This window comes from Pseudomonas frederiksbergensis (assembly GCF_001952935.1).
In the GTDB taxonomy this organism is placed as follows: Bacteria; Pseudomonadota; Gammaproteobacteria; order Pseudomonadales; family Pseudomonadaceae; genus Aquipseudomonas; species Aquipseudomonas frederiksbergensis.
Genome location: NZ_CP018319.1, coordinates 1,361,627 through 1,383,767 on the forward strand (window position 1 = coordinate 1,361,627; position 22,141 = coordinate 1,383,767).

At 59.1% G+C, this 22,141-nt stretch carries 18 protein-coding genes; 6 read left to right on the plus strand and 12 right to left on the minus strand.

Annotation, left to right across the window (positions count from 1 at the left end):
* Positions 1-5: 5 nt before the first annotated feature.
* The 3 genes from PFAS1_RS06535 to PFAS1_RS06545 all read right to left on the minus strand — a co-directional run bounded on the left by PFAS1_RS06535 (position 6) and on the right by PFAS1_RS06545 (position 3,215).
* Positions 6-992 (minus strand): alpha-ketoacid dehydrogenase subunit beta, encoded by a 987-nt coding sequence (locus PFAS1_RS06535; protein WP_076028596.1) that lies wholly within the window; start codon positions 990-992, stop codon positions 6-8.
* Positions 985-2,079: a pyruvate dehydrogenase (acetyl-transferring) E1 component subunit alpha gene (gene pdhA, locus PFAS1_RS06540; RefSeq protein WP_076028597.1), complete on the minus strand. Its 1,095-nt coding sequence runs from the start codon at positions 2,077-2,079 to the stop codon at positions 985-987. Before pdhA ends, PFAS1_RS06535 begins: the two co-directional genes overlap by 8 nt.
* A 116-nt stretch (positions 2,080-2,195) precedes the next feature.
* The gene (locus PFAS1_RS06545) at positions 2,196-3,215 is read right to left on the minus strand and encodes a Glu/Leu/Phe/Val dehydrogenase family protein (protein WP_074873847.1); all 1,020 of its coding nucleotides are present in this window, start codon (positions 3,213-3,215) and stop codon (positions 2,196-2,198) included.
* A gap of 183 nt (positions 3,216-3,398) precedes the next feature.
* On the opposite strand from PFAS1_RS06545, the gene PFAS1_RS06550 reads away from it, so the two are divergent.
* Positions 3,399-4,202 (plus strand): SirB1 family protein, encoded by an 804-nt coding sequence (locus tag PFAS1_RS06550; protein WP_076028598.1) that lies wholly within the window; start codon positions 3,399-3,401, stop codon positions 4,200-4,202.
* Positions 4,203-4,322: 120 nt separating this feature from the next.
* Here PFAS1_RS06550 and maiA read toward each other — a convergent pair whose 3' ends face one another.
* From maiA to hmgA, 3 genes are read right to left on the minus strand one after another with little or no spacing between them, the layout of a single operon-like run.
* Complete coding sequence (maiA, locus tag PFAS1_RS06555) at positions 4,323-4,958, minus strand: maleylacetoacetate isomerase (protein WP_074873845.1); 636 nt, start codon at positions 4,956-4,958, stop codon at positions 4,323-4,325.
* Between the two features lie 12 nt (positions 4,959-4,970).
* Entirely contained in the window at positions 4,971-6,278 is a 1,308-nt protein-coding gene (fahA, locus tag PFAS1_RS06560) for a fumarylacetoacetase (protein WP_076028599.1), read from the minus strand.
* A 3-nt stretch (positions 6,279-6,281) separates the two neighbouring features.
* Entirely contained in the window at positions 6,282-7,586 is a 1,305-nt protein-coding gene (gene hmgA / locus PFAS1_RS06565; RefSeq protein WP_076028600.1) for a homogentisate 1,2-dioxygenase, read from the minus strand.
* A gap of 165 nt (positions 7,587-7,751) precedes the next feature.
* Here hmgA and PFAS1_RS06570 point away from each other — a divergent pair, with 165 nt between their 5' ends.
* Positions 7,752-8,534 (plus strand): IclR family transcriptional regulator, encoded by a 783-nt coding sequence (locus PFAS1_RS06570; RefSeq protein ID WP_076028601.1) that lies wholly within the window; start codon positions 7,752-7,754, stop codon positions 8,532-8,534.
* A 66-nt stretch (positions 8,535-8,600) separates the two neighbouring features.
* On the opposite strand, the gene PFAS1_RS06575 is transcribed toward PFAS1_RS06570, so the two are convergent.
* The 3 genes from PFAS1_RS06575 to PFAS1_RS06585 all read right to left on the minus strand — a co-directional run bounded on the left by PFAS1_RS06575 (position 8,601) and on the right by PFAS1_RS06585 (position 14,484).
* The gene (locus PFAS1_RS06575) at positions 8,601-11,159 is read right to left on the minus strand and encodes a LuxR C-terminal-related transcriptional regulator (protein ID WP_076028602.1); all 2,559 of its coding nucleotides are present in this window, start codon (positions 11,157-11,159) and stop codon (positions 8,601-8,603) included.
* Between the two features lie 140 nt (positions 11,160-11,299).
* Complete coding sequence (locus tag PFAS1_RS06580; RefSeq protein ID WP_076028603.1) at positions 11,300-12,667, minus strand: DUF1329 domain-containing protein; 1,368 nt, start codon at positions 12,665-12,667, stop codon at positions 11,300-11,302.
* A 23-nt stretch (positions 12,668-12,690) separates the two neighbouring features.
* Positions 12,691-14,484, minus strand: a complete 1,794-nt coding sequence (locus tag PFAS1_RS06585; protein WP_076028604.1) for a DUF1302 domain-containing protein — start codon at positions 14,482-14,484, stop codon at positions 12,691-12,693.
* A gap of 776 nt (positions 14,485-15,260) precedes the next feature.
* Here PFAS1_RS06585 and PFAS1_RS06595 point away from each other — a divergent pair.
* The 4 genes from PFAS1_RS06595 to PFAS1_RS06610 all read left to right on the plus strand — a co-directional run bounded on the left by PFAS1_RS06595 (position 15,261) and on the right by PFAS1_RS06610 (position 19,247).
* Entirely contained in the window at positions 15,261-17,558 is a 2,298-nt protein-coding gene (locus tag PFAS1_RS06595) for an S-type pyocin domain-containing protein (protein ID WP_076028606.1), read from the plus strand.
* Between the two features lies 1 nt (position 17,559).
* Positions 17,560-17,820, plus strand: coding sequence for a bacteriocin immunity protein (locus PFAS1_RS06600; RefSeq protein WP_076028607.1), 261 nt, complete (start codon positions 17,560-17,562; stop codon positions 17,818-17,820).
* Positions 17,821-17,988: 168 nt separating this feature from the next.
* Entirely contained in the window at positions 17,989-18,255 is a 267-nt protein-coding gene (locus PFAS1_RS06605) for a bacteriocin immunity protein (protein ID WP_076028608.1), read from the plus strand.
* A 224-nt stretch (positions 18,256-18,479) separates the two neighbouring features.
* Complete coding sequence (locus PFAS1_RS06610) at positions 18,480-19,247, plus strand: N-acetylmuramoyl-L-alanine amidase (RefSeq protein WP_076028609.1); 768 nt, start codon at positions 18,480-18,482, stop codon at positions 19,245-19,247.
* A 75-nt stretch (positions 19,248-19,322) separates the two neighbouring features.
* Here the strand turns inward: PFAS1_RS06610 and PFAS1_RS06615 are convergent, their stop codons facing one another.
* The 3 genes from PFAS1_RS06615 to PFAS1_RS06625 form a co-directional block, all read right to left on the minus strand.
* A complete protein-coding gene (locus tag PFAS1_RS06615; protein ID WP_046052916.1) occupies positions 19,323-20,234 on the minus strand; it encodes an SDR family oxidoreductase in 912 nt (303 codons plus the stop codon).
* Positions 20,235-20,345: 111 nt separating this feature from the next.
* Complete coding sequence (locus PFAS1_RS06620) at positions 20,346-21,248, minus strand: alpha/beta fold hydrolase (RefSeq protein WP_076028610.1); 903 nt, start codon at positions 21,246-21,248, stop codon at positions 20,346-20,348.
* Positions 21,248-22,030 (minus strand): class II aldolase/adducin family protein, encoded by a 783-nt coding sequence (locus tag PFAS1_RS06625; protein WP_076028611.1) that lies wholly within the window; start codon positions 22,028-22,030, stop codon positions 21,248-21,250. Before PFAS1_RS06625 ends, PFAS1_RS06620 begins: the two co-directional genes overlap by 1 nt.
* Positions 22,031-22,141: the final 111 nt, after the last annotated feature.

The following is a 22,141-nucleotide window of genomic DNA, read 5'->3' on the forward strand; positions in this document are numbered from 1 at the left end:
TGGGCTCAGGCAAAGTGAAGAACGCTGTCGCAGGCCTGAAGAATGTCCTCGACGTTGGGCATGTACAGCGATTCCAGTCGATACAGCGGCGGCGGAATGTCCGGCGCAGTGACTCGCTGGATCGGTGCCTGCAAATCCAGCAACACCCGCTCATAGAGGCTCGCGGCGATTTCCGCACCGACGCCACAGGAGCGCGGCGCTTCATGAACGATCACGCAATGGCCGGTCTTGCGCACCGAAGCTTCCATCGTGTCGAGGTCCAGTGGCTTGATACTCGCGACATCGATCACTTCCGCCGAGACGCCCCGCTCGGCCAATGCGGTGGCGGCTTGCAGGGTTTCCATCACACTGGCGCCCCAGCTGATCAGCGTGATGTCGTGGCCTTCGCGCAGGGTGAAACAGCTGTCCAGCGGCAGGCGCTTGCCATCGTCCAACAGAGGTTGCGGGTTCATGCGATAGAGCCGGGTCGGTTCGAGGAACACCACCGGGTCCGGGTCATCGATGGCCGCCAGCAACAAGCCATAGGCCCGGGCCGGCGATGACGGAATCACCACCCGCAGCCCTGGAATGTGCGCGAACAATGCTTCAGTGCTTTCGCTGTGATGTTCCGGCGCGCGAATCCCTGCGCCCATCGGCGTGCGCATCACCATCGGGCAGGTGATCCGCCCGCGGGTGCGATTGCGCATGCGGCTGGCGTGTGACACCAGGTGTTCCATGGCCGCGTAGATGAAACCCATGAACTGGATTTCCACCACCGGTTTCAAGCCCTGAGCGGCCATGCCGACCACCAGTCCGCCGAGCATGGTTTCGGCCAGCGGCGAGTCGATGACGCGCTTGAAGCCAAAGCTGTCGCGCAGCCCTTGGGTGGCGCGAAACACGCCGCCGTTCACCCCGACATCCTCACCGAGGACGATGACGTTCTCGTCTTCGCTCATCGCCCGATGCAGCGCGAGATTCACCGCTTCCAGCAACGTGACTTTGCCGTTACTCATGGCTCGCATCTCCCGCGCGGCGCGCCGCCCTTTCGAGCAACTCTTCACGCTGCCCGGCAAGGGACGCCGGCCACTGGGCGTAGACGTAATCCATGATCGATTCGGGCGCCTGAAGACCCGCCGCTTCGAAGTTATCCACAGCCCGCTGCACCAAGCCCTGGCATTCGCTGATCAGCGTCTGTTCGCGGCCTTCGTCCCACACGCCCTGGTCGACCATGAAACGTTGCAGGCGTTTGACCGGCTCTTCGAGCCAGGCTTGCTTGACCTCGTCTGCCGACCGGTAGCGTGTGGCATCGTCGGCTGTCGTGTGGTCGCCGAGGCGGTAGCTCAGGCATTCCAGCAACACCGGGCCTTTACCGTGACGCGCCCGTTCGAGGGCCACTTGTACCCGGTCGTAAACCGCGAGCATGTCATTGCCGTCGACCTGCTCACCGTGGAACCCGGCACCGATCGCTTTCTGTGCCAGGGTCGGGGCGCCGCACTGAATCCGTCGTGGCACCGAGATCGCCCATTGGTTGTTATTGACCACGAATACCACCGGCAACTGCCAGGCACCGGCGACGTTGAGGGCTTCGAGGAAATCCCCCTTGCTGGTGGCGCCGTCGCCGCAGGTGGTGACGGCGACCCGATGTTCGCCGCGGATTTTGAATGAACTGGCCACGCCGCAGGCATGCAGGGCCTGGGTGGCAATCGGCACACAGATCGGAAAGTCCTGGGCCGCCGCCGGTTCGGCAAAGTCGCTGCCGCGCTCGTCACCGCCCCAATACAGGAGAATTTCTTCCATGCGCACCCCGCGCATCAACTGCACGGCGGTGTCGCGGTAATACGGAATCAGCACGTCTTCGGCGTGCATCAAGCTGCCCACCGCCACGCCAATGGCTTCCTGGCCCAAGGTCGGCGCATACGTGCCAATGCGCCCGGTGCGTTGCAGGGCGACGGCTTTCTGATCGAACAGGCGGGTCAGGACCATCTGCCGATAAAGGCGCGTCAGCAAATTGAAATCGTCGGCCCAGGCAGGAAGTTCGCCGAGCAATTGGCCGTCTGGGGATAAAAACCGGGTGTAAGGCAGCTCAACCTTGTGAGGCATCACAGAGGCTCCTGGCACGCCGCGTCAGCGTGCGTCAGTCAAGCCTGACGCTTGTGGCGCCAAGGCTTTGGGAGCAAGTCTGCCGGATAGGCCCTCACTCCTTCATCGGTTCAACTTCATCGATACAGCACTTTCTCCGCCAACTCGTCAGCCACGCGGGCCGGCGAGCGTTTTTCCGCTTGGGCATGGGCGAAGACTTCGGTCAGCCGGGAGCTGATTTTCGACAGGTGTGCGGTGATGGTCGATAGCTCTTCGCCACGGTGTTTGAGCGAAACGTAGATCAGCCCGCCGGAATTGATCACGTAATCCGGCGCATACAGAATGCCCCGCCGCTCCAGTTGATCGGCGACTTCCAGGTGGGTCAGTTGGTTGTTCGCCGAGCCCGCCACCGCCGCGCAGCGCAATTGCGTCACGCTATGGCTGTTGAGCACGCCACCGAGACCGCAGGGCGCGAGAATATCGCAAGGGGTGCTGAGCAGCGCGTCGTTGGCGATCGGATGAGCGCCAAGTTGTTCCATCGCCAGTTGGACCTTGCCGTGATCGATGTCGCTGACCAGCAGTTCGGCACCGGCGGCGTGCAGCTGTTCGGCGAGGGCATAGCCAACGTTGCCGAGCCCTTGAATCGCCACTCGCAGGCCTTCGAGGTTATCGCTGCCCAGCCGGGCCATGGCGGTGGCACGAATACCGGTGAACACGCCCATCGCCGCGTGCGGTGCCGGATCGCCCGCCGCGGTGGTGCTGGTGACGTACTGGGTCTGTTGGGCGATGCAATCCATGTCCGCCACCGAGGTGCCGCTGTCGATGGCAGTGATATAGCGGCCATCGAGCTGATTGATGCAACGCCCGAAAGCTTCGAATAGCGCGGCGCGGTTTTCCACATGCACCGGGCGGACGATCACCGCCACGCCGCCGCCCTGAGCCAGGCCGGCCAGCGCTGCCTTGTAACTCATGCCCTGGGCGAGACGCACCGCATCCTCGACGGCGGACTCGTCGCTGGGATAGGCAAGGTAACGACACCCGCCCAGGGCTGGTCCCAGACGGCTGTTATGAATGGCAATGACCGCCTTCAACCCGGTGACCGAGTCGACGCTCAGATGCAGGGATTCAAGGCGAGTGCTTTGCATGAGAGCGAACATCGTAGGGCTCCCGAATCACTTCTTGTAGTCGCCAGTATAGGCTTGCGCCCGAAAATTGCAGAAGCGCGCCGGAATAAGCGACCTCGCCTTGCAGACTTTCGGACATAACCGGCAACCGCCCATGTCCGGCACTGGACGAATGCCGGAGACGGGGCTAAAACGAGGCATTAGCCGGAGATTTTGATGACCCCCCGCCAACGTTTTTTCGACTGTCTGCAACGTTCACCGCCCGCGCTGTTCGAGGCGGCGCTGTGGATTGCCGCCGAACACGACAGCGAAGTCACTTCCGAGGCAGTACTGAACGATCTCAAGGACCTGCAACAACGGGTCAGTCAGGGCTTGCCGATGTTGCCGGTGAGCGAGTTGGCCCAGCCGTTGTTACGGCGTATGAATGACCTGGGATTCGCTCAGGACTCCTCCACGCCATTGCGCCCGCAAGTCGCGCTGGTCAATAAAGTGCTGGAACGCAGGCGCGGGCAGCCGCTGAGCCTGGGATTGGTTGCCCTGGAACTGGCCAGAGGTCTGGAGATCCCCATGGTCGGGGTCAACTTCCCCGGGCATTTCCTGTTGCGGGTACCGGGCGCCGATCACTTGCTCGACCCCTGCGGCGGGCGTCGTTTGTACCCCAACGACTGCCGGGAACTGCTGCAACGCCAATACGGCCCGAACATGAAGCTCAGCGCCGAGCATTTGCTCACCGCCGAGCCGGTGCAAATGCTGCAGCGGCTGTCGCGCAACCTGCGTCAGTTACACCTTTCCAACGATGACTACATCGGCGCCCTGATCGACGCCGAACGCGTGCTGGAACTGGGCAACGCCAGTGCTTCCGACTACCTGGCCCGGGCCAGCCTCTATCAACGGCTGGATTGCCCGAATGCCGAGCGCTTCGACCTCGAACATGCCCTGCTGCTCAGTGACGACCCGATTCAGCGGATTCGCCTGACTGAACGATTAGGGCACCTGCCGCCTAACTCTATCGTCCACTAACCACACATCCCCTGTGGGAGCGGGCTTGCTCGCGAAAGCGATGTGTCAGCTGCATAGATGTTGACTGACACAGCCTCTTCGCGAGCAAGCCCGCTCCCACATTGGTTCGGTGTGAGGGTGTTATGGGGTGTCCGGCTGGTTCGCCGGATGCGCCTCGATGAATGCCGGATGCGTCGCCGCCAACGCCGCCACTCGACGAATCCGCGGATACGCTTCAAGTGAAATGCTGAAGCGCTCGGCCGCGTACAGCTGCGGGATCAGGTAAACATCCGCCAGCCCAGGTGTCGGACCAAAGCAATAACCCTCGTCGCCGATCAACTGCTCCACCGTCGCCAGCCCTTGGCTGATCCAGTGCCCGATCCACTCCACCACTTGCGGTTCATCGTGGCCCAACTGCCGCAGCTTGTTGAGCACGCTGACGTTGTGCAGCGGGTGCACGTCGCAACCAATCACTGCCGCCACGCCACGCTCATGGGCGCGAGCGGCGAGGTCTTTGGAGAGCAGCGGCACCTGTGGATAACGTTCCTCCAGGTACTCGATGATCGCCGGCGACTGGATCAGCAGTTCGCCTTCGTCGGTGCGCAAGGCCGGCACCCGGCCTTGGGGATTGATGCTCAGATACGGCGGCTGCCGATGTTCACCACCTGGCGGCGCGATCAGGTTGATCGGCAACGCCTGGTAATCCAGGCCCTTGAGCGCCAACGCAATGCGCACCCGGAAGGACGAAGTCGAACGGTAGTAGGTATAGAGTTCCATGACCCGATCCTCTTAGCGCGCCGGCAGCACTTTGCCCCGGCATTCGCCGAAACCGATGGAGGCAAAACCCTCGCGGCTGCAACGGGCACGCAGGATGATTTCGTCGCCGTCCTCAAGGAATTTGCGCACCTCGCCAGACGCGAGTTCGATCGGCTTTTTACCGCCCTCGGTGATCTCCAGCAGGCTGCCGAACTGACCGTTCTCAGGCCCCGACAACGTGCCCGAACCGAACAGGTCACCGGCCTGCAACTGGCAGCCGTTGACGCTGTGGTGCGCGACCATTTGCGCCACGGTCCAGTACATGTGTCGGGTATTGCTGAGGGTCAGGCGATGGCCCGGCAGTTTTTGCTCGCGCAGGCCTTCGGTGAGCAGCAGCACTTCCAGTTCGATGTCGAACGCACCTGCCGCTTGATCGCGTTTGTCGAACAGGTACGGCAGCGGCTGTGGATCACCTTCCGGACGTACCGGCTGAGCACGACGGAACGGCTCCAGCGCTTCGGCCGTCACCACCCAAGGCGAGATGCTGGTGATGAAACTCTTGGACAGGAACGGCCCCAGCGGCTGGTATTCCCAAGCCTGGATGTCCCGCGCCGACCAGTCGTTGAGCAGGCAGAAACCGGCGATGTGATCGGCGGCGTCACCGATGGCGATCGAGTCGCCCATCTCGTTGCCTTGACCGATCCAGATGCCCAGTTCCAGCTCATAGTCCAGACGTGCGCACGGGCCAAACGTCGGCTCGGTCTGGCCGGCTGGCAGCGTCTGGCCTTTCGGACGGCGAACCTCGGTGCCGGACGGGCGAATAGTCGAAGCGCGGCCGTGATAACCGATCGGCACGTACTTGTAGTTCGGCAGCAACGGGTTGTCGGGACGGAACAGTTTGCCGACGTTCTGCGCGTGCTCGATGCCGACGTAGAAGTCGGTGTAGTCGTTGATTTTCGCTGGCAGGTGCATCTCGCAATTGGCCGCCAAGGGCAGCAGTTTTGCGCCTTGGGCTTCGATCTTGCCGCGCTGGGTGCTGCCTTCCTTGAACAACTCGATCATGCGTTGACGCAGGGCGACACGAGCCTCGCGACCCAGCTCGAAAAATGCATTCAACTGGCCGCCACGGGTGGCTTCAACGGCGGTCCGCGCGGCACCGTCGTCGAACAGCCCGGCATCGAGTGCCGCTCCCAGATCAAAGATATGGTCGCCGATCGCCACGCCACTGCGCGGCGCGCCGCCCTTCACGCTGAACACGCCCAACGGCAGATTTTGCAGCGGGAAATCCGCGTGGCCGTTGGCGGAGGCAACCCAGCTACGAGTGATGGAAGTCTGAGTCATGGGTTATCTCCGGGTCGGGTCGAAAGTGGCGGGCAGCGTGGCCCAGCAGGCATCGTAGTTGTTTTGCAGTTGCGGGCAATCCAGGGCGAAGCGGCTCGGGCGCAGCACCTGGCTGGTCTCGAACATGAAGGCCATGGTGTTGTCGATTTTCGCTGGGGCGAGTTCGGCGTTGATCGCCTTGGTGCAGGTTTCACCATCCGGGCCGTGGGCGCTCATGCAACTGTGCAAGGACGCGCCGCCGGGCACGAAACCTTCGGCCTTGGCGTCGTACTCGCCCTTGATCAGGCCCATGAATTCGTTCATCAGGTTGCGGTGGAACCACGGTGGCCGGAAGGTTTTCTCGGCCACCATCCAGCGTGGCGGGAAGATCACGAAGTCGAGATTGGCCAGACCGTGGACGCTGGTCGGCGATGTCAGGACGGTGAAGATCGACGGATCCGGGTGATCGAAACTGACCGTGCCGATGGTGTTGAAACGGCGCAGGTCATATTTGTACGGCACGTTATTGCCGTGCCAGGCGACCACGTTCAGCGGCGAGTGATCGAGCTCGCAGCCCCACAACTGGCCGAGGAATTTCTGCACCAGCGTGGTCGGTTGCTTGAGGTTTTCGTAGTGGGCGACCGGGGTCAGGAAGTCCCGCGCGTTGGCCAGACCGTTACTGCCGATCGGCCCGAGATCGGGCAGACGCAGCGGCGCGCCGTGGTTCTCGGCAATGTAGCCGCGGGCTTGCGGATCAAGCAGTTCGACGCGGAATTTCAGGCCGCGCGGCAGCACGGCGATTTCCAGCGGCTCCAGTTCCAGCACGCCCAATTCCGTTGCGATGCGCAAGCGTCCCAGTTCCGGCACCAGCAGCAATTCGCCGTCGGCGTTGAAGAACACGCGCTCCATGGAGCGATTGGCGCGGTAGTTATAAATGCTGATCCCGGCCGGTTTTTCCGCGCCTGAGTTGGCGGCCATGCTTACCAGGCCGTCAATGAAATCGGTTGGCTCGCTGGGGATGTCCAACGGGTTCCAGCGCAGACGATTGGGGGTCACTTCACCCAACGGGCCGCCGGCCAGTTGCCGATCCAGTTTGACGAACGCCGGGTGATTGGCCGACGGCTGAATGCGGTACATCCAGGTGCGCCGCGCTTCGCTGCGAGGCATGGTGAACGCGGTGCCGGAGAACAGTTCGGTGTAGAGACCGTACGGGGCTTTTTGCGGGGAGTTCTGGCCGACGGGCAGTGCGCCGGGCAGCGCTTCACTGCTGAATTCGTTGCCAAAGCCGGACTGATAAGCCAGCTCGGGCGCCGTTGAATCGAGGTTCATGGAGCCTCCTGAACAGGGAGTAGGCAATGGCCTGTCACTCCGTCGAAGAGCTCTCGGCACGCCTGGGTTATTTTTATCGTAATTCGATTACGCTTAACGTAATTTGATTGGTATTGACCGTCAAGCTATAAAGACGCCCATTCGTCCCGGGATCAGACCACCTCCATGGAAACGCCGCGCAGCAACGATAAACAGAAAGTCCGCTCGGCCGAGGTCGGCACCGACATCCTCAAGGCCCTGGCCGAGTTGTCGCCATCGACTTCACTGTCGCGCCTGGCCGAACACGTACAGATGCCGGCAAGCAAGGTTCACCGCTATTTGCAGGCGCTGATCGCCAGCGGTTTTGCAGAACAGAATGCGGCCACCAACCATTACGGTCTGGGCCGCGAAGCCTTGCGAGTAGGGCTGGCAGCCCTCAACAGTATGGACGTGCTGAAAGTCGGCGCCCTGCCCCTGGCTGAATTGCGCGATGAGTTGAACGAAACCTGCTTTATAGCGGTGTGGGGCAACCAGGGCGCGACTGTGGTGCACATCGAACCGGCAGTGCGCGCGGTAACAGTGGTGACGCAATTGGGTTCGGTGTTGCCGTTGCTCAGTTCGTCCACAGGGCTGGTGTTCGGCGCCTATCTGCCCAAGCGTGAAACCGTCGAATTGCGCGAGCAGGAACTGCACAGCAGCGCTTCACATGCGCTGGCGGACGATCAGGCCTACCAGGCGTTGTGCGAACAGATCCGCGAACGCGGTCTGCATCATGTGCATGGTTTGCTGATGCCGGGCGTGGACGCCTTGTCGGCCCCGGTGTTTAACGCTGTCGGACAGATCGCCGCCGTGCTGACCATCGTCGGTCCGGCTTCGTTGTTCCACGCCGACGAAAACGGCCCGGCGGCGCAGCGGTTGTTGGCTGCGACGCGGGCCGTGAGTTGGCGGATGGGGTATCAGCCGGAATAATGGCTAACCCGGCAGGATCAGTCTGCGATCTCAATGGGTTTGTGATGACGATCATGATCAAGATCTTCAATCAGCCCACAAACCCAGCATTCTTGCCCTTGCCACGGCATGCGTCCTGCGCTCAACCCCTAACTTCCCATGAATCCGCCGGACATGTGTTTTGACTGTATGCAATGAGATGAACAACTGATCAGCTATTTGCCGGTTAGAACTTCCTGACGCAATTAACTCAAGCACTTCCAACTCTCTCAGACTCAGCGGGTTTTCATTAATCTCCCTGTCGGAACATGGCTCGTTATTATCGACAATGTGCAGTTCCGACAAGAGGCTGGGGCAACGTCTGTATAACTGCGTCAACAACTGCGGCAAGTTACAACGGTTCGCCTTCGTTTCGCCCTTTTCGAAAAACTGCCGGGCACTCCCCAGTTCGCCCACCATGAAGGCCGCCTCGGCCATTGCCAGTAGAAGCTCGGCTTCCAGGCTGACCATTGCGTTCACTTGTGCGTGCTCAAGCAGAGCGGCGAGTCGAGCCAGAGGATTCTCCACCCGTTGCAGTTTGACCTCGGCCAGAATCAACAAATACTCGATCCGCGGAATCAGCTCCAGTGTCGCCGGGGGAGCCTGCCGGGCCTGTGGTCCCCGATAATGTTTGAGCACCCGACTCAACGCCTCACGGGCCAGTTCGGGACGCCCCTGTTGCAACCAGCACTGACTGCTGACCTGCAGCAGAGCACCACGGTAGACCGTGTCCGGAATCTGCCGCTGTTGCATCAATCGCTCGGCATCGCGCAGGCGGACGAAGGCTTGGGCGTAGTCGCCCTGATTGGCGGCCAGTTGTGCCTGCCCGAGAAACCCGTACAGCGCACGTTTATCCTGATTGCGAACACAGTCCTCCAACCCGGCCTGAAAAAAGTCCGCCGCCTGTCCATCCAGCCCCTGACACAGGGCCAGCCGCCCGCGACGCAATGCGATTCGTCCCAACAAGGGTGCGGGTCGATCCGAACGCTGACGGAGCAGTTCATCGATATTGCAGAGCAGACTTTCAGCGCGAGCCGGGGCACCCCGCTGCTCCAGCCATTGCGCATGATCGAGTTCCATCAGGCCTTCGAACACCAGCGAACCTTGCGCCCGCGCCAGGCACAGCGCGTCGCGGTTGTGGGCTTGCGCCACGTCGAGTTCGCCCCTTAGCAATGCCTGTTGCGTCAAACCGGACAAACACATCAGGCGCGCCGTCCAACACTCGGGATCGAGCGCGCTCAACGCGTCAAGAAAGTGCGCGCGCGAAGCCTCCATTCGACCCTGTAAATGCAGCAACCAACCCTGCAGGGCCTGCCAACGTGCAATCAGTTGACGCTCAAGCACTGCCGAGGGTTGAGGCGTGAAATGCGCCAAATGAGCGATGCAGGCAGTCGCCTGGTCGAAACGTCCGGCGAACAACAGCGCAGCTGTAATCAATCCGACCAATTGCGGGCTGCCCAGCGTCAGCTCTTCACCTTGCTGCTCATGCAAACGCAACAACAGCACCACCGTTTGCTCCTCGAACAAATGCTCGAAACTGAAGTGCTGCAACAGGCTGACCGCCACTTCGTATTCCTCGGCGAGCAAGGCCTGTTCGAAAGCCGATTTCCAGTCCTGTTCGGTACAGAACCATTGGCAGGCACGCCGATGCCAGGAGCGTCCCGCCGGCCATTGCTCATCGCGCAACAACTGGGTGAACGGGGTGAATATCTGCAGCCAATCGGTGGAGTCGCCCCAAGGTTCGATAAAACAGCCCAGCGCTTGCAAGGTCCGCAAGTACTGAGCGCCCTCTCCGGCCCCGAACAGGTGATCGCACAGCCGGGCATTGAAGCGGGGCAAGTGGGCCAGCACACGCCAGGCTTCGCTCAACTCAGGCGTCAGCGAGTTGAACAACTCATGCTCCAGATAATCGAGCAAGGTGTCCGCCCGTCCCAGGGGTTTGTTCTGTCGCGACCAGTCGCACTTTTGCAGCAATGCAATCCGCACACCGGCACACCAGCCGCCGGTGCGCTGGATGATCCGACTGGCCACTTTGCCGGCCTGCTCCGGTACCCAGGGCTGCACGATCTGCTCGACTTCATCTGGCGTGAAAGCCAGCGAAGTGCTTTCGCATTCGTACAACTCATCGTCGAGCAGCAACCTTGGCCAGTTGCAGGGCGGGCGGCGGCGAGCACCCAGCCACCAGGTCAGCATCGGGCTGCTGGTCGCCAGCATGCGATCGAGCAACAGGTCCGACTCCGGGTCAGCCAGGCGGCAATAATCATCGAGAAACAGCCATGTCGGCGTCTGCAATCGCGCCAGATAGCCCAGTAACTCCGTTTCACTCGACGTAGCCAGCCCCAGCGTCTCTGCCAGACGATGACGAAAATCCGCCGCGCTCAACACCACGCCAGACAATGGCAACCAGAACACGCGGCAATGCGGCGGAGCCTGCAACAGGCATTCGGCAAGCAGCGCAGTCTTGCCGCTGCCGGCCGGCGCGCAGAGAAATTTCACCCGTGCCGTGGAGGCCAGTAACGGCTCGCTCAAGCGAGCCCGTGACAGGTGATGAGTGGACAGACGGGGCAGGAATCCAGGACGGTCCAGACACGGGATCATGGCGGTCATTGCGGCGTGCCTTTTTATAATTGTCCGGCAACCCTAGCCCTCTCTTAGCCGCTTGTTGAGAAGTATTCAGCACGCTGATTGGCAGCCATAAAAAAGGCGACCACCCGGTCGCCTTTCGTACGGTCGATGTATCAACCCCCTTACCGAACGCCCTCGGCGCGCAAGGCCGATGGCGTGTAGTCGGCAGCCTTGGCTTCGAAGCCGAATTCGAAACTGCGCTTCTCTTCGTTCTTCATTCCCAGGGCAATGTATCGGCCGGCAATGATGTCGTAGAGTGCTTCGAGGGTGTAGGCCGGGGTCTGGTGATCGTAGTAGTACTGAGCGTGCCCCTCGGCCACCCGCCACAGCTGACCGCGACCGTCGTAATGGTCCGCCAGCGCCACTTGCCAGCTGTCTTCGTCGAGGTACATGTGGCGTTTGGCGTAGATGTGCCGTTCGCTCGCCTTCACCGTACCGACCACTTCCCATACCCGGTGCAACTCATAACGGGTCAGGTCCTGATTGATATGCCCGGCCTTGACGATGTCGTCGTACTTGAGGCTCGGCGAGTCGAGTTTGTAGCTGTTGTAAGGGATGTACATTTCCTTCTTGCCGACCAGTTTCCAGTCGTAGCGATCCGGTGCACCGGAGAACATGTCGAAGTTGTCGGACGTGCGCAGGCCGTCAGCGGCAGTACCCGGCCCGTCATAAGCCACTTGCGGTGCGCGACGCACACGACGCTGGCCGGCGTTGTAGATCCACGCCAAGCGCGGCTCTTTCACCTGATCGAGGGTTTCGTGCACCAGCAGCACGTTACCCGCCAGGCGTGCCGGGGCCGTCACCGATTGCTTGAAGAAGGTCAGCACGTTGGCGGCTTTTTCCGGGTCCAGGTCCTTCATCAGTTGCGGTACGGCGATCTCTTCTTCGAAGCGGATCGGCGTGTAGCTGCCGTTCGTTTGCGGGGTCACCTGAGTGATGATGCGGCGCAGGTTGCCGCCGTGATAGCGGGTGATGTGGTTCCACAACACCTCGACGCCGTTCTTCGGAATCGGGAACGCGTAGTAGCGGTTGCCGGTGAAATTGGCCAGGCCGTTCCCGTCATTGATGCTGTTCACGTTCAGCGCACTGCGCTTGGCCGACTCGTAAATCTCCGGGGGCAGGCCCACGGTGCGGTGAGTCGGGTAGACCGGGATCTTGTAGGTTTCAGGGTAGCGTTTGAACATCGCTACCTGGCCATCCGACAACTTGTCTTTGTACTTGTCGACCGTCGCGGCGGTGATGGTGAACAGCGGTTTTTCACTGGCGAACGGGTCAGCCAGGAAACCTTTGCTGTCCACTGCGCCGGCATTTTTCGGGATGCCGCCGGTCCAGGCCGGGATCGAGCCGTCGGCGTTGCCGGCCTTTTCGGCGCCCAACGGCGTGAGGCTGGAGGCAAGCTTGTTGGCTTCTTCCGGCGAGACCGCCGCCATTACGTTGGCAGCCAGCAGACTCAAGGCCAGGGCGCCGCATTGCAGAATCATCTTGCGCATTGAAATCATCCTTCTCAGCCAGATCAGAAGTTCACGCCGAAACTCAGCGCCAGGAAGTCGCGGTCTTCCAGGGTGTTGTAGTCACCGCCGAAGAAATCGGTGTAACTGAGGCTCGCGGTATAGGTGTTGCGGTAGTCGGCATCGACGCCGACGCTGACGGCCTTGGCGCCTTCGTTGAACAGCCCGTTGGGGCCGTAGCCGGCGACGTCATGGGACCAGGACAGGTTGGGCTTGAGGTTGATCCCGCCAATCACGTTGGCGTAATCGAGGATCGCCCGGGCGCGGTAACCCCAGGAGGTCGAAGTGACAAAGCCGTCGGTATCGCCGCCAAAACCATACTGGCCATAGACCGAGTCACGGCCGTAACGCAATTCGGATCGCGACTCCAGGCCACCGACGTGCACCACCGCCGCCTCGCCAACCAGGGTCAACCGCTGGGCGCCCAGCACTTGGTCGAAGAAGTGCGTCAGGGTGCTCTGGACCTGTGTCACTTCCTTGCGGCGGTAGCCTTTGTTGTCGGCACCTGGCGTGGTGGCGACAGGCGATGCCGCGCCGCCTGCAATCGGGTTGAGCAAGGCCAGGGTCAGGTCGTTGGTGTTGACTTGCACCGGAGCGTTGGGGCGATAGCTGATCTCGCCGGTCCACGCCGTGCCGGTAGGCAAGGTGGTGGAAAAGCTCGCGCCGTAGAGGCGAATGTCTTCCGGGTACTCGAGGTAATACTGGCCGCGTCCGAGCATCACACTTTGAGCCAGTGCCGAACCGGTGCCGGGCGCGATTCTGTTGGCGGCACCGACGATGGCCGGGATCCGTGCCAGCGTTGTCAAGCCGGCGGTGGTCGTGCCGACCGTCGGGCTACGGCTGTGATAGTTCATGAAGTACAGGCCGTACTCGGTGTCGTCGCCGAGCCAGCGCAGCGCCGTCCCCCACTGCCCGGAGTCGCGGGCATCGCGGTCCCCACCGCGCGGGACGATCACACCTTCCTGGCTGACTTCGAAGCCTTGGCCAAACGCGGCAGCGATCGGTTGCAACGGTGCGATCGCCGGGCTGGCCACCGTGTAATTCTTGTTGCAACCGTCTGCCACCACGTCGTTGCCGAAGAAGGTGCCGCAGTTGTCGACGACGGTCTGGTCCCACTCCAGTTGATAGAAACCTTCCACCGAGAGTTGGTCGGTCAGGCCTTGAGAGGCGAACAGCATGTTCACCGGAATCAGGCCTTCCTTGATCTCGGCGCCAGGACGGCGAAACGCTGAAACGTCGATCGGGTTGATGCTGTTGATCGAGTTGCCGATGAAGGTACTTTCACCCCAACTCACTACCTGCTTGCCGGCGCGCACAGTACCCGGCAGGTCGGCGATGGAATAGTTGTGATAGACGAAGGCGTCGAGCAGTTGCGCCCCGGAAGACTTGGCGCCTTCTTTACGACCGCTGTCACTGATCGGTTTGAACTCGCGATCCTCGTCCTTGAGTTCGAAGTCGTACCAGTACTTGCCACGCACGAACACCCCGGTGTCGCCGTACTTCAATTCAAGGTCATGAATACCCTTGAAGATCTTGGAGAAGGTTTCGCCCTTCTTGAAGTTCAGCCGCCCGTCATCCCCGGTCGAAGACTGGCCAGTCCCGCCATTGACGACGCCTACCAGGGATTTGTCGGCATCGCGCATGCCCCAACTCGCGCCGACGGACAGCGAAGAGTCAAATGTCCCCTCGATTTCGCCAATGTTGAATGAAACAGCCTGCGCCTGGGCGCAGCAACCCAAGGCAACCGCAGCAGCGAGCGCTTGCGGCGTGAAGATGGCGCGCATTGTTGTTTTTGTCATGCGTCTTCCCCGGTGAGTGACAGAAGGCCCCACCCTACTGCCCCACGTTGGGAGCGATAAGCGCACCAAGGAGGTATTCGCGATGTACCTCCAAAGGATGAATGCCTGCATGGGACGGGGGTTTGCGCGGGTTATGGATGGGCTGGATGGGGGGTTATCAGCCAGGTGCATAGGGCGTTGTGCTCGCCAACCTGTTGCAGCAGCCGCCCCAGATCCCATGACAAATGGAACTGTTGCCGAGACTGCAACAGTGCATGTCTTGAATCGCTATTTTTCCTTTTGGCTCAACGCCTTATTCTTGCCGGGCTTTCACGGCAACCAGCCGCAAAGCACGAAGCAATGGCGGTGGCCAGTCCACGCCATTGGTATCAGATTTCAGATGAATTGAAGATGTTCGACTCATCGCCCCGTGTTCACTGACGTTGATTTATTGCTCCTTGATCAATCGTCTTGCTTTGGCCGCTGCGTTTGCAGCGGCCTTTTTTATGGGCGGTTGTTTTTTGTGCCAGCCCGTTTTACTAGATATTTAAAACAAGTCCTACAAGACATTTCCTGTAACTGCATAAGAAACGTCTTTTAATGCAGAGGACAATCGCGCCCGTATTCCCACCTTATCGAAACTCCCCTCAAGTTTATATGCAAAAGCCTACACGCCTCTCAGACCCATTACTTTTCATTTAGCTGTAACTTGAAGTTGCACGACAAAACTGTTGGCAGTGCATACACTCCAAAAAACTTACATCTTAAACAGCGCGCAAATTCAAAAGGATATGAATATGCAAAAATCACCAAAACCGCCGCAGGAAAATAACTCGCCGCCAGGTTTTCTAGAAATAACTACCCCTGTACATACAGTAGGCATCGCACCCGATCACTTTACACCTCCGCCTCGAAGTGGAACTCATTTGCAAGCAGGTCCATTTGGACCCGGCGTTTCGACTTACAATCAAAATCGAGGCACCGTAATAAATACGACGAAGGCGCTGGAACAGGAATATCAGACCAGGTCCAGCCAACTACCGCAAACCATCGAGGCAGAACTGGCAGCGACCCGATATGAAGGCCCTACGAATCCAGTTCCACCTTTGCAATCAGTCGCCCGGGAATTAGAGGTACTGAACAAACTCACTGAACGCAAAACAGCAGAGTTCCACAGTAAAACAGCCACTGCCAACGCGTTTTATGGAGGTGATCCATTTAACCGGCATATCAATGAGTTCATGATCAAAGCCACAAAGATTGAGAAGTGGCCGGGGCCGAATGGCGTTGCCATGCAGGCCTTGAATCAATCACTCAGAGCCGCGATCGATGCCAGATTACTGTCTCAAACCTTGCAGTCACTCCACCAGCGAACAGCCAATCTTCAACACACCCTCAGTGCCATGCAGGCCGCTGAACAAGCACGAATGGCTGCGGAACGTGAAACACAGCGCATTGCCGCTGAGCGGGCACAACTCGCAGCGCAACAAGAATCGCAACGGGTCGCGGCGGAAGTGGCACGCTTGGAAGCAGAAGAAAAACAACAAGTGGCTCGCCGTAAAGAGGAACACGCGCAATGGATGGCGGCGGAATTAGCCCGGATACAAATCGAAAACGCTGAACGTCTCGAGCACCTTAGATCGGAATTTGCTGCCGAATTACGGGCTGAAGAAGCGCGAAAGCAGGATCGTATCGCAGGATTAAAAGCTGCTTTGGCTGAGGCTGAAGCCAATGAGGTAGAGGCAGCTCGTCGTTTCGCAACCGAACAAGCTCGTCTCCATACGGAAATAGAGCAGCGCATCGAACAGATACAAAGGCAACTGCAAAAGGAAGGAGAGATTCTGGAGCTTCGCCGGAAAATCATTGATACAGCGACTACCGTGGCTGAACGTCAAGCTCAACTAGCGAATCTGAAAATAGCGGCACAGGCTGAGACCCAACGACAAATCGAGCAGGCACGCCTCCTGGCGCAATGGCGAGAGGAAACAGAGGCTCGGTGGCAAAGCCCCACGTTTGCCAATGTCGGTTCGATGGCGGCATTCGGTCCAACGTTTACCGGCACGCTCGGAACTGTCGGCGTTAATCCAGCGACTTCCTTGGCGCTCAGGACCGCGTTACGTGCTGCGGTATCCGCGGCTATCGCAGCCCTCGCGTCAGTAGCAGCGCCGGTACTCGTCGGGTTCGCCGCTCTATTGGCTCCCTCCAGGCTGGGTAGCGGTGATCTTTTCTCCGTAAGTGTTCCGCTGTCAGAACTCGCTCCTGATTCAACGGCCGACCTGTATGAACTGGCAGCTATCGGAGGGGAAATCGACCTGCCGGTGAGACTCGGCTCAAGGACCATAGGCAATAGCGTAAAGATTGTCGTTGTTACCACTGACGGAGTAACAGTGCCCGCCAGTGTTCCGGTAAGGCTTGCTCACTTTGACGCACGCAAGAATGTTTACGTTTCCGGCAGCACCGTCTCCAACGGCCCCGTCATCACCTGGACGCCGCTGGTAGAGCCGCAGGATCCTTCAACGGAATTTCCGCTGGTCGACACAGACCTGCCGATCTATGAAGGCGCTACCGTCACCCCCGACGCGGGACGAATCGATCCTTTTCCAGAGCTGGATCGCTACGGGTTTGGCGGCTTCATCACCGTCTTTCCGATCGACTCCGGGATCCCTCCCACGTTCACGATGTTCAGGGATCGGCGGCTGGATCCCGGTATTGCCAGTGGCGCCGGACAAGCAGTTTCCGGAAACTGGTTGGGTGCAGCCTCGACGGGAGAAGGCGCGCCGATTCCGATGCAGATTGCGGATAAATTTCGAGGGCGGGAGTTTTCTAGTTTTAAAGCGTTTCGCAGGGCATTTTGGAAAGCTATGGGCGACGATGAACTGTTGAGCGGCCAATTTACAAAGTTAAGACAAATGGATATGAAACACCGACTTGCTCCTGCCGCACTTCCTCAGGACCAGGTGGGTAGGCGAATAAAGTATGAGATCCACCATATCAACCCCATCGGAGCAGGCGGCGAGGTCTATGACATGGACAACCTTCGGGTGATGACGCCAAAATTGCATATCAGCATTCACTCCAATATAAAAGGAGAATGAAATGAATCTTCGTAACACGCTGGAAGAGTATACAGAAAATGAATACTTAGACCTCATCGAGTGCCTATTCGAGGGTACTTACTCATCCGAGGCCGAGCATGATGCCATTGTAGAAAACATAGTACTCACGTCCGAACACCCCGACGGCACAGGCATTTTATATGACCCAAGAGAGGGTGTTGAAGACAGCCCGAAAGGGGTATTAAACGCCATTAAGACCTGGCGAGCAGCTAACCGCAAACCAGGCTTCAAACCTCAGTAACAAACCTATTGGAGCAAGAGCACGCTCTTGTCCCAACTGAGGAAATTTTAACGACGTTATATCACGCCGACCAGTGAAAGCAGTTTGGGCTACGACATCGACAATCTTCGTACTGACACCAAAGCAACACATCGAAGTCAACTCCAAAAAGAGCCAAGGAGATCAAATATGATTTTAAAGAACAAATTTGAAGATTACACAGAGCACGAATACCTAATCCTTGTAGGCTCGCTATTTGAAGGAGATTACTCATCAGAGGATGAGCACGACAACATCTTTGAAAACATAATCAGCACTTCTGAACACCCCACAGCATCAGATGTATTGTGCCACCCAGAAGAGGGTGTGGAAGATAGTCCAAACGGTGTAGTAAACATCTTCAAACAATGGAGAGCAGCCAACGGCAAACCCGGTTTCAAACCTGAAGCACAGTAATCCAAACAAAGAAGCAAGCATTCGCGCTTGCTTCTTATACTGCACACTCACCGCCAGTCCTTATGCAAACTCCCAACACTTCCTACCACTTACACACTTCTCGGAAAGCGACTACATAACTCTGTAATCACGCGAAGCATCCCAGCGATTAAGGTTAATCACAAGTCAGCCACTCATTTAAACCTTTTCTGACTTCAACCTAATTAATCGCGAGCAGTATCCCCATGAAACCTATTAACTACAACAAACACCGCGACACTAAAAACATCAACACCCCCGTACGCTTTCTGATCTTCCACTACACAGCCGGCAACTTCTCCAGTTCGGTCAATGCACTCACCGGCCCGAATGTCAGCGTCCACTATCTGGTCCCCGACATCACCGATCCGAGCTACTTGAAAGCAGGTTATACCAGGCAGGAAGTCTTCAATCTCGTCGACGAAACCAAGCGCGCGTGGCATGCCGGCGTCAGTGCCTGGGGCAATCGAAGTAATCTGAACGACACGTCCATCGGCGTTGAAATCGTCAACCTTGCAACATTTAGCCAAGGGATTTTCAACTTTCCGCCTTATCAGCCGGAACAAATTGCCGCCGTTGAAGAGCTGGCGTTGAACATCCTCGAACGCTACCCGGACATCAGCCCGACCCAGGTTCTCGGGCATTCAGATATTGCGGTCGGCCGCAAGAGTGACCCAGGGCCGAAGTTCCCCTGGCATGCCCTTTACTTGAAAGGGGTCGGTGCCTGGTTCGACGAAGTCACCCGGGACACTTATCTGCAGCAATACAACGAGACCGGCATTCCAGGCCGAAGCGACTTGCTCAAACTGTTCAAGACATACGGATACGACGTTTCCGGCGCGTCAACCGAACAAGGCTTCGCACACTTGGTCAGGGCCTTTCAGTTGCACTTTCGCCCGGAAACCTACAACGGGCTCATGGATGCGCAAACGGCCGCGAATCTGGCGGCATTGGTTCACAAGTATTTTCCTTGATGACGCTGCAAACCAGATGTCGGGGCCGGCTATCAAGAACCGGCAAGGTCAAGAACGATGACCTTGCTGGCTTGATTAAATCGAATACTTCTGCAAATTCGCCATCATTTCCTTCAACGCTTCAAGGTTGTCCTGCGGGTGCGCCGCGCCTTCGAAGTCGCAGATCTGTTGCCAGTGCGCCGCCACATCTTCCGGGGAAAAACCAACCCGCGGATCAAACCCGGCGCCGAGGCTTCGTTCCCAACGCACCTTGCCCATCCAGCCGCCACCGACTTCAAACAACCCGGAGGTTTCCTGGCAGTTCTCGCTGGCGAGGTACACCACCAGCGGGCTGACCAGTTCTGGTTTGAGTTGTTCGAAGACTTGCGGCGGGATCAGGCCTTCGGTCATGCGCGTGCCGCCTGTAGGCGCGATGGCGTTGACCAGGATGTTGTTTTTGCGGCCTTCAATGGCCAGGGTGCGGGTCAGGCCGTAGAGGCCGAGTTTGGCCATGCCGTAGTTGGACTGGCCGAAGTTGCCGTAGATGCCCGAGGTCGAAGCGGTGAAGATGACGCGACCATAATTTTGCTCGCGCAGGTGCGGCCAGGCGGCGCGGGTGACTTTGTAGGCGCCTTCGACATGGACGCGGTAAACCAGGTCCCAATCGCCGTCTTCCATTTTGTGGAAGGTTTTATCCCGCAGAATCCCGGCGTTGTTGACCACGACATCGACACGACCAAAGGTGTCCAAGGCGTTCTGAACGATTTTGTCGCCGTCGGTGACGGAGTCATGATTGGCCTCGGCGATTCCACCGGCCTCACGAATTTCCGCCACTACCCGGTCGGCAGCCGAAGCGTTTGCGCCTTCGCCCTGAGCCGAACCGCCGAGATCGTTGACCAGCACTTTGGCACCCTGTTTGGCGAACAGCAGCGCGTGCGCCCGGCCCAGGCCGCCGCCGGCCCCGGTGATGATCACGACTTTATCTTCGAAGCGCACAGACTCATTCATTGGGGGACTCCAGCAGGCCAGGGGACAATTAGTTCGAGTGTCAGGCACGACAATGCGGGCCACAATGAACTGGGGTGAGGCTGAATGGTGCGCGATAAGTCAGCGGGATAGTCAGGAACAAGCGACCTTGCGCGGCGGTGAAACCAGCTGATCGCGAAACTCCAGGTAATGCTTGAGCACCTGCCCCGGCGCCTCGGTCTGAGGGTAGTGGCCAATGCCAGGCAACAAGACCGTGTCCGGATTCGGGATCAGTTCCCGGTAACGCTCAACCATGTGTGCGCCGGAGATGGGGTCGACCTCACCATCGATCACCCGCAACGGCACTTCACCACGTTGCATCGCACTGACCCAACGCTCGCGCCGGGCACGCCGCTCAGGGATGTAGGCGATCAATTTGTGAATGATCCGTGGCCCGTGATTGCTCTCGATCAAGCTCCAGAAATCGTCCATCTCGCTCTCGCTGGGGCGGCTATGCGGACCGAAGATCTGTCGGAAACTCCTCACCAGGCTGTCACGGGAAAAGGCTCGCCCGATCATCCAGCCCAAGGGACTGAGCAGGAGTTTTTGCATCAGTATCGGGCGATGGGTTTCAGGAAAGAGGCCGCCATTGAGGAACACACAACTGGCGATATCAATGCGCGCTTCGTAATGCCGGGCCAACAGTTCCTGGGCCACGCTGTCGCCATAATCGTGGGCCAACAGGTGCACCGGCTGCTCGACCTTCACATGCGCCAGCAAGGCCTGTTGCAAATCGGCCTGCTCCAGCAGGCTGTATTCGTGGTCCATCGGTTTGGCGGAGTCGCCAAAGCCGAGCATGTCGCAGGCAATCACCCGATAGCGCTGGGTCAGAGGTTGCCACAGGAAATGCCAGTCCCAACTGGCGGTCGGGAAGCCATGAATGAGCAACAGTGGCTCACCCTGCCCCGCCGTCCAGTAACGGATGGTCTGGCCACGGAATACGAACGTCTGGCCGCGTTTGCGCCAGACACACAGAGGGATCTCGGCGAGAGGCATTAGAGTTTATAACCCGGGTCTTGTTTATCGAGTTTGCGCAGCAGCGCTGGCCAGGCCAGTGCGCCGCCCATCCCTTGAGCACTTTTGGTGACGCCGGCGATCATCGCCTTGGCGCCCGCCAGAATCTGCGGCTCGATGGCGATCAACTCGGCGCCACCGTTCTGCGCCAGCACCTGGATATCGCAGGCGCGCTGGAAGGTGAACATCATCAGGAATGTGTCGGCGATGGTGCCGCCGCAAGTCAGCAGACCGTGGTTGTGCAGCATCAGGAAATTGTTTTCTCCGAGGTCGGCTTGCAGCCGCGCTTTCTCTTCAGGGTTAAGCGCAACACCTTCGTAGGCGTGATAAGCCAGGCTGGACAGGACAAACAACGATTGTTGGCTGATCGGCAAAATGCCTTGTTTCTGCGCCGACACGGCGACCCCGGCAGCGGTGTGGGTGTGCAGCACGCAGACGACATCGTGACGAACCTCGTGCACCGCGCTGTGAATGGTGTAACCGGCCGGGTTGATCTCGTAGGGGCTGTCCATCAGCTTGTTGCCGGCCTGATCGACCTTGACCAGGCTGGACGCAGTCATCTCGTGGAACATCAACCCGAATGGGTTGATCAGAAAGTCTTCAGTACCGGGGACCTTGGCCGAGATGTGGGTAAAAATCAGGTCATCCCAGCCATGCAGGGCGACCAGACGATAGCAGGCGGCAAGGTCGACGCGGGTCTGCCACTCGGCGGCGCTGACCTGGTCTTTGACACTGTGAGGCGATTGGACGGGGGCAACGTTCACGGCAAGGAACCTCTGATTTTTATTCTTGGGGTTTCTATTGTTTACCGACGTTACACCAGTCTAGTCACGCCCCGGGGATCGTGTAGTTGCATTGGCAGCCAGCTTGATGGC

What these genes read in the sequence shown, in the direction of transcription:
- PFAS1_RS06535 (WP_076028596.1), bottom strand. Translation starts at nt 992, where the DNA reads ATGAGTAACGGCAAAGTCACGTTGCTGGAAGCGGTGAATCTCGCGCTG.
- pdhA (WP_076028597.1), bottom strand. Translation starts at nt 2,079, where the DNA reads ATGCCTCACAAGGTTGAGCTGCCTTACACCCGGTTTTTATCCCCAGAC.
- PFAS1_RS06545 (WP_074873847.1), bottom strand. Translation starts at nt 3,215, where the DNA reads ATGTTCGCTCTCATGCAAAGCACTCGCCTTGAATCCCTGCATCTGAGC.
- PFAS1_RS06550 (WP_076028598.1), top strand. Translation starts at nt 3,399, where the DNA reads ATGACCCCCCGCCAACGTTTTTTCGACTGTCTGCAACGTTCACCGCCC.
- maiA (WP_074873845.1), bottom strand. Translation starts at nt 4,958, where the DNA reads ATGGAACTCTATACCTACTACCGTTCGACTTCGTCCTTCCGGGTGCGC.
- fahA (WP_076028599.1), bottom strand. Translation starts at nt 6,278, where the DNA reads ATGACTCAGACTTCCATCACTCGTAGCTGGGTTGCCTCCGCCAACGGC.
- hmgA (WP_076028600.1), bottom strand. Translation starts at nt 7,586, where the DNA reads ATGAACCTCGATTCAACGGCGCCCGAGCTGGCTTATCAGTCCGGCTTT.
- PFAS1_RS06570 (WP_076028601.1), top strand. Translation starts at nt 7,752, where the DNA reads ATGGAAACGCCGCGCAGCAACGATAAACAGAAAGTCCGCTCGGCCGAG.
- PFAS1_RS06575 (WP_076028602.1), bottom strand. Translation starts at nt 11,159, where the DNA reads ATGACCGCCATGATCCCGTGTCTGGACCGTCCTGGATTCCTGCCCCGT.
- PFAS1_RS06580 (WP_076028603.1), bottom strand. Translation starts at nt 12,667, where the DNA reads ATGCGCAAGATGATTCTGCAATGCGGCGCCCTGGCCTTGAGTCTGCTG.
- PFAS1_RS06585 (WP_076028604.1), bottom strand. Translation starts at nt 14,484, where the DNA reads ATGACAAAAACAACAATGCGCGCCATCTTCACGCCGCAAGCGCTCGCT.
- PFAS1_RS06595 (WP_076028606.1), top strand. Translation starts at nt 15,261, where the DNA reads ATGCAAAAATCACCAAAACCGCCGCAGGAAAATAACTCGCCGCCAGGT.
- PFAS1_RS06600 (WP_076028607.1), top strand. Translation starts at nt 17,560, where the DNA reads ATGAATCTTCGTAACACGCTGGAAGAGTATACAGAAAATGAATACTTA.
- PFAS1_RS06605 (WP_076028608.1), top strand. Translation starts at nt 17,989, where the DNA reads ATGATTTTAAAGAACAAATTTGAAGATTACACAGAGCACGAATACCTA.
- PFAS1_RS06610 (WP_076028609.1), top strand. Translation starts at nt 18,480, where the DNA reads ATGAAACCTATTAACTACAACAAACACCGCGACACTAAAAACATCAAC.
- PFAS1_RS06615 (WP_046052916.1), bottom strand. Translation starts at nt 20,234, where the DNA reads ATGAATGAGTCTGTGCGCTTCGAAGATAAAGTCGTGATCATCACCGGG.
- PFAS1_RS06620 (WP_076028610.1), bottom strand. Translation starts at nt 21,248, where the DNA reads ATGCCTCTCGCCGAGATCCCTCTGTGTGTCTGGCGCAAACGCGGCCAG.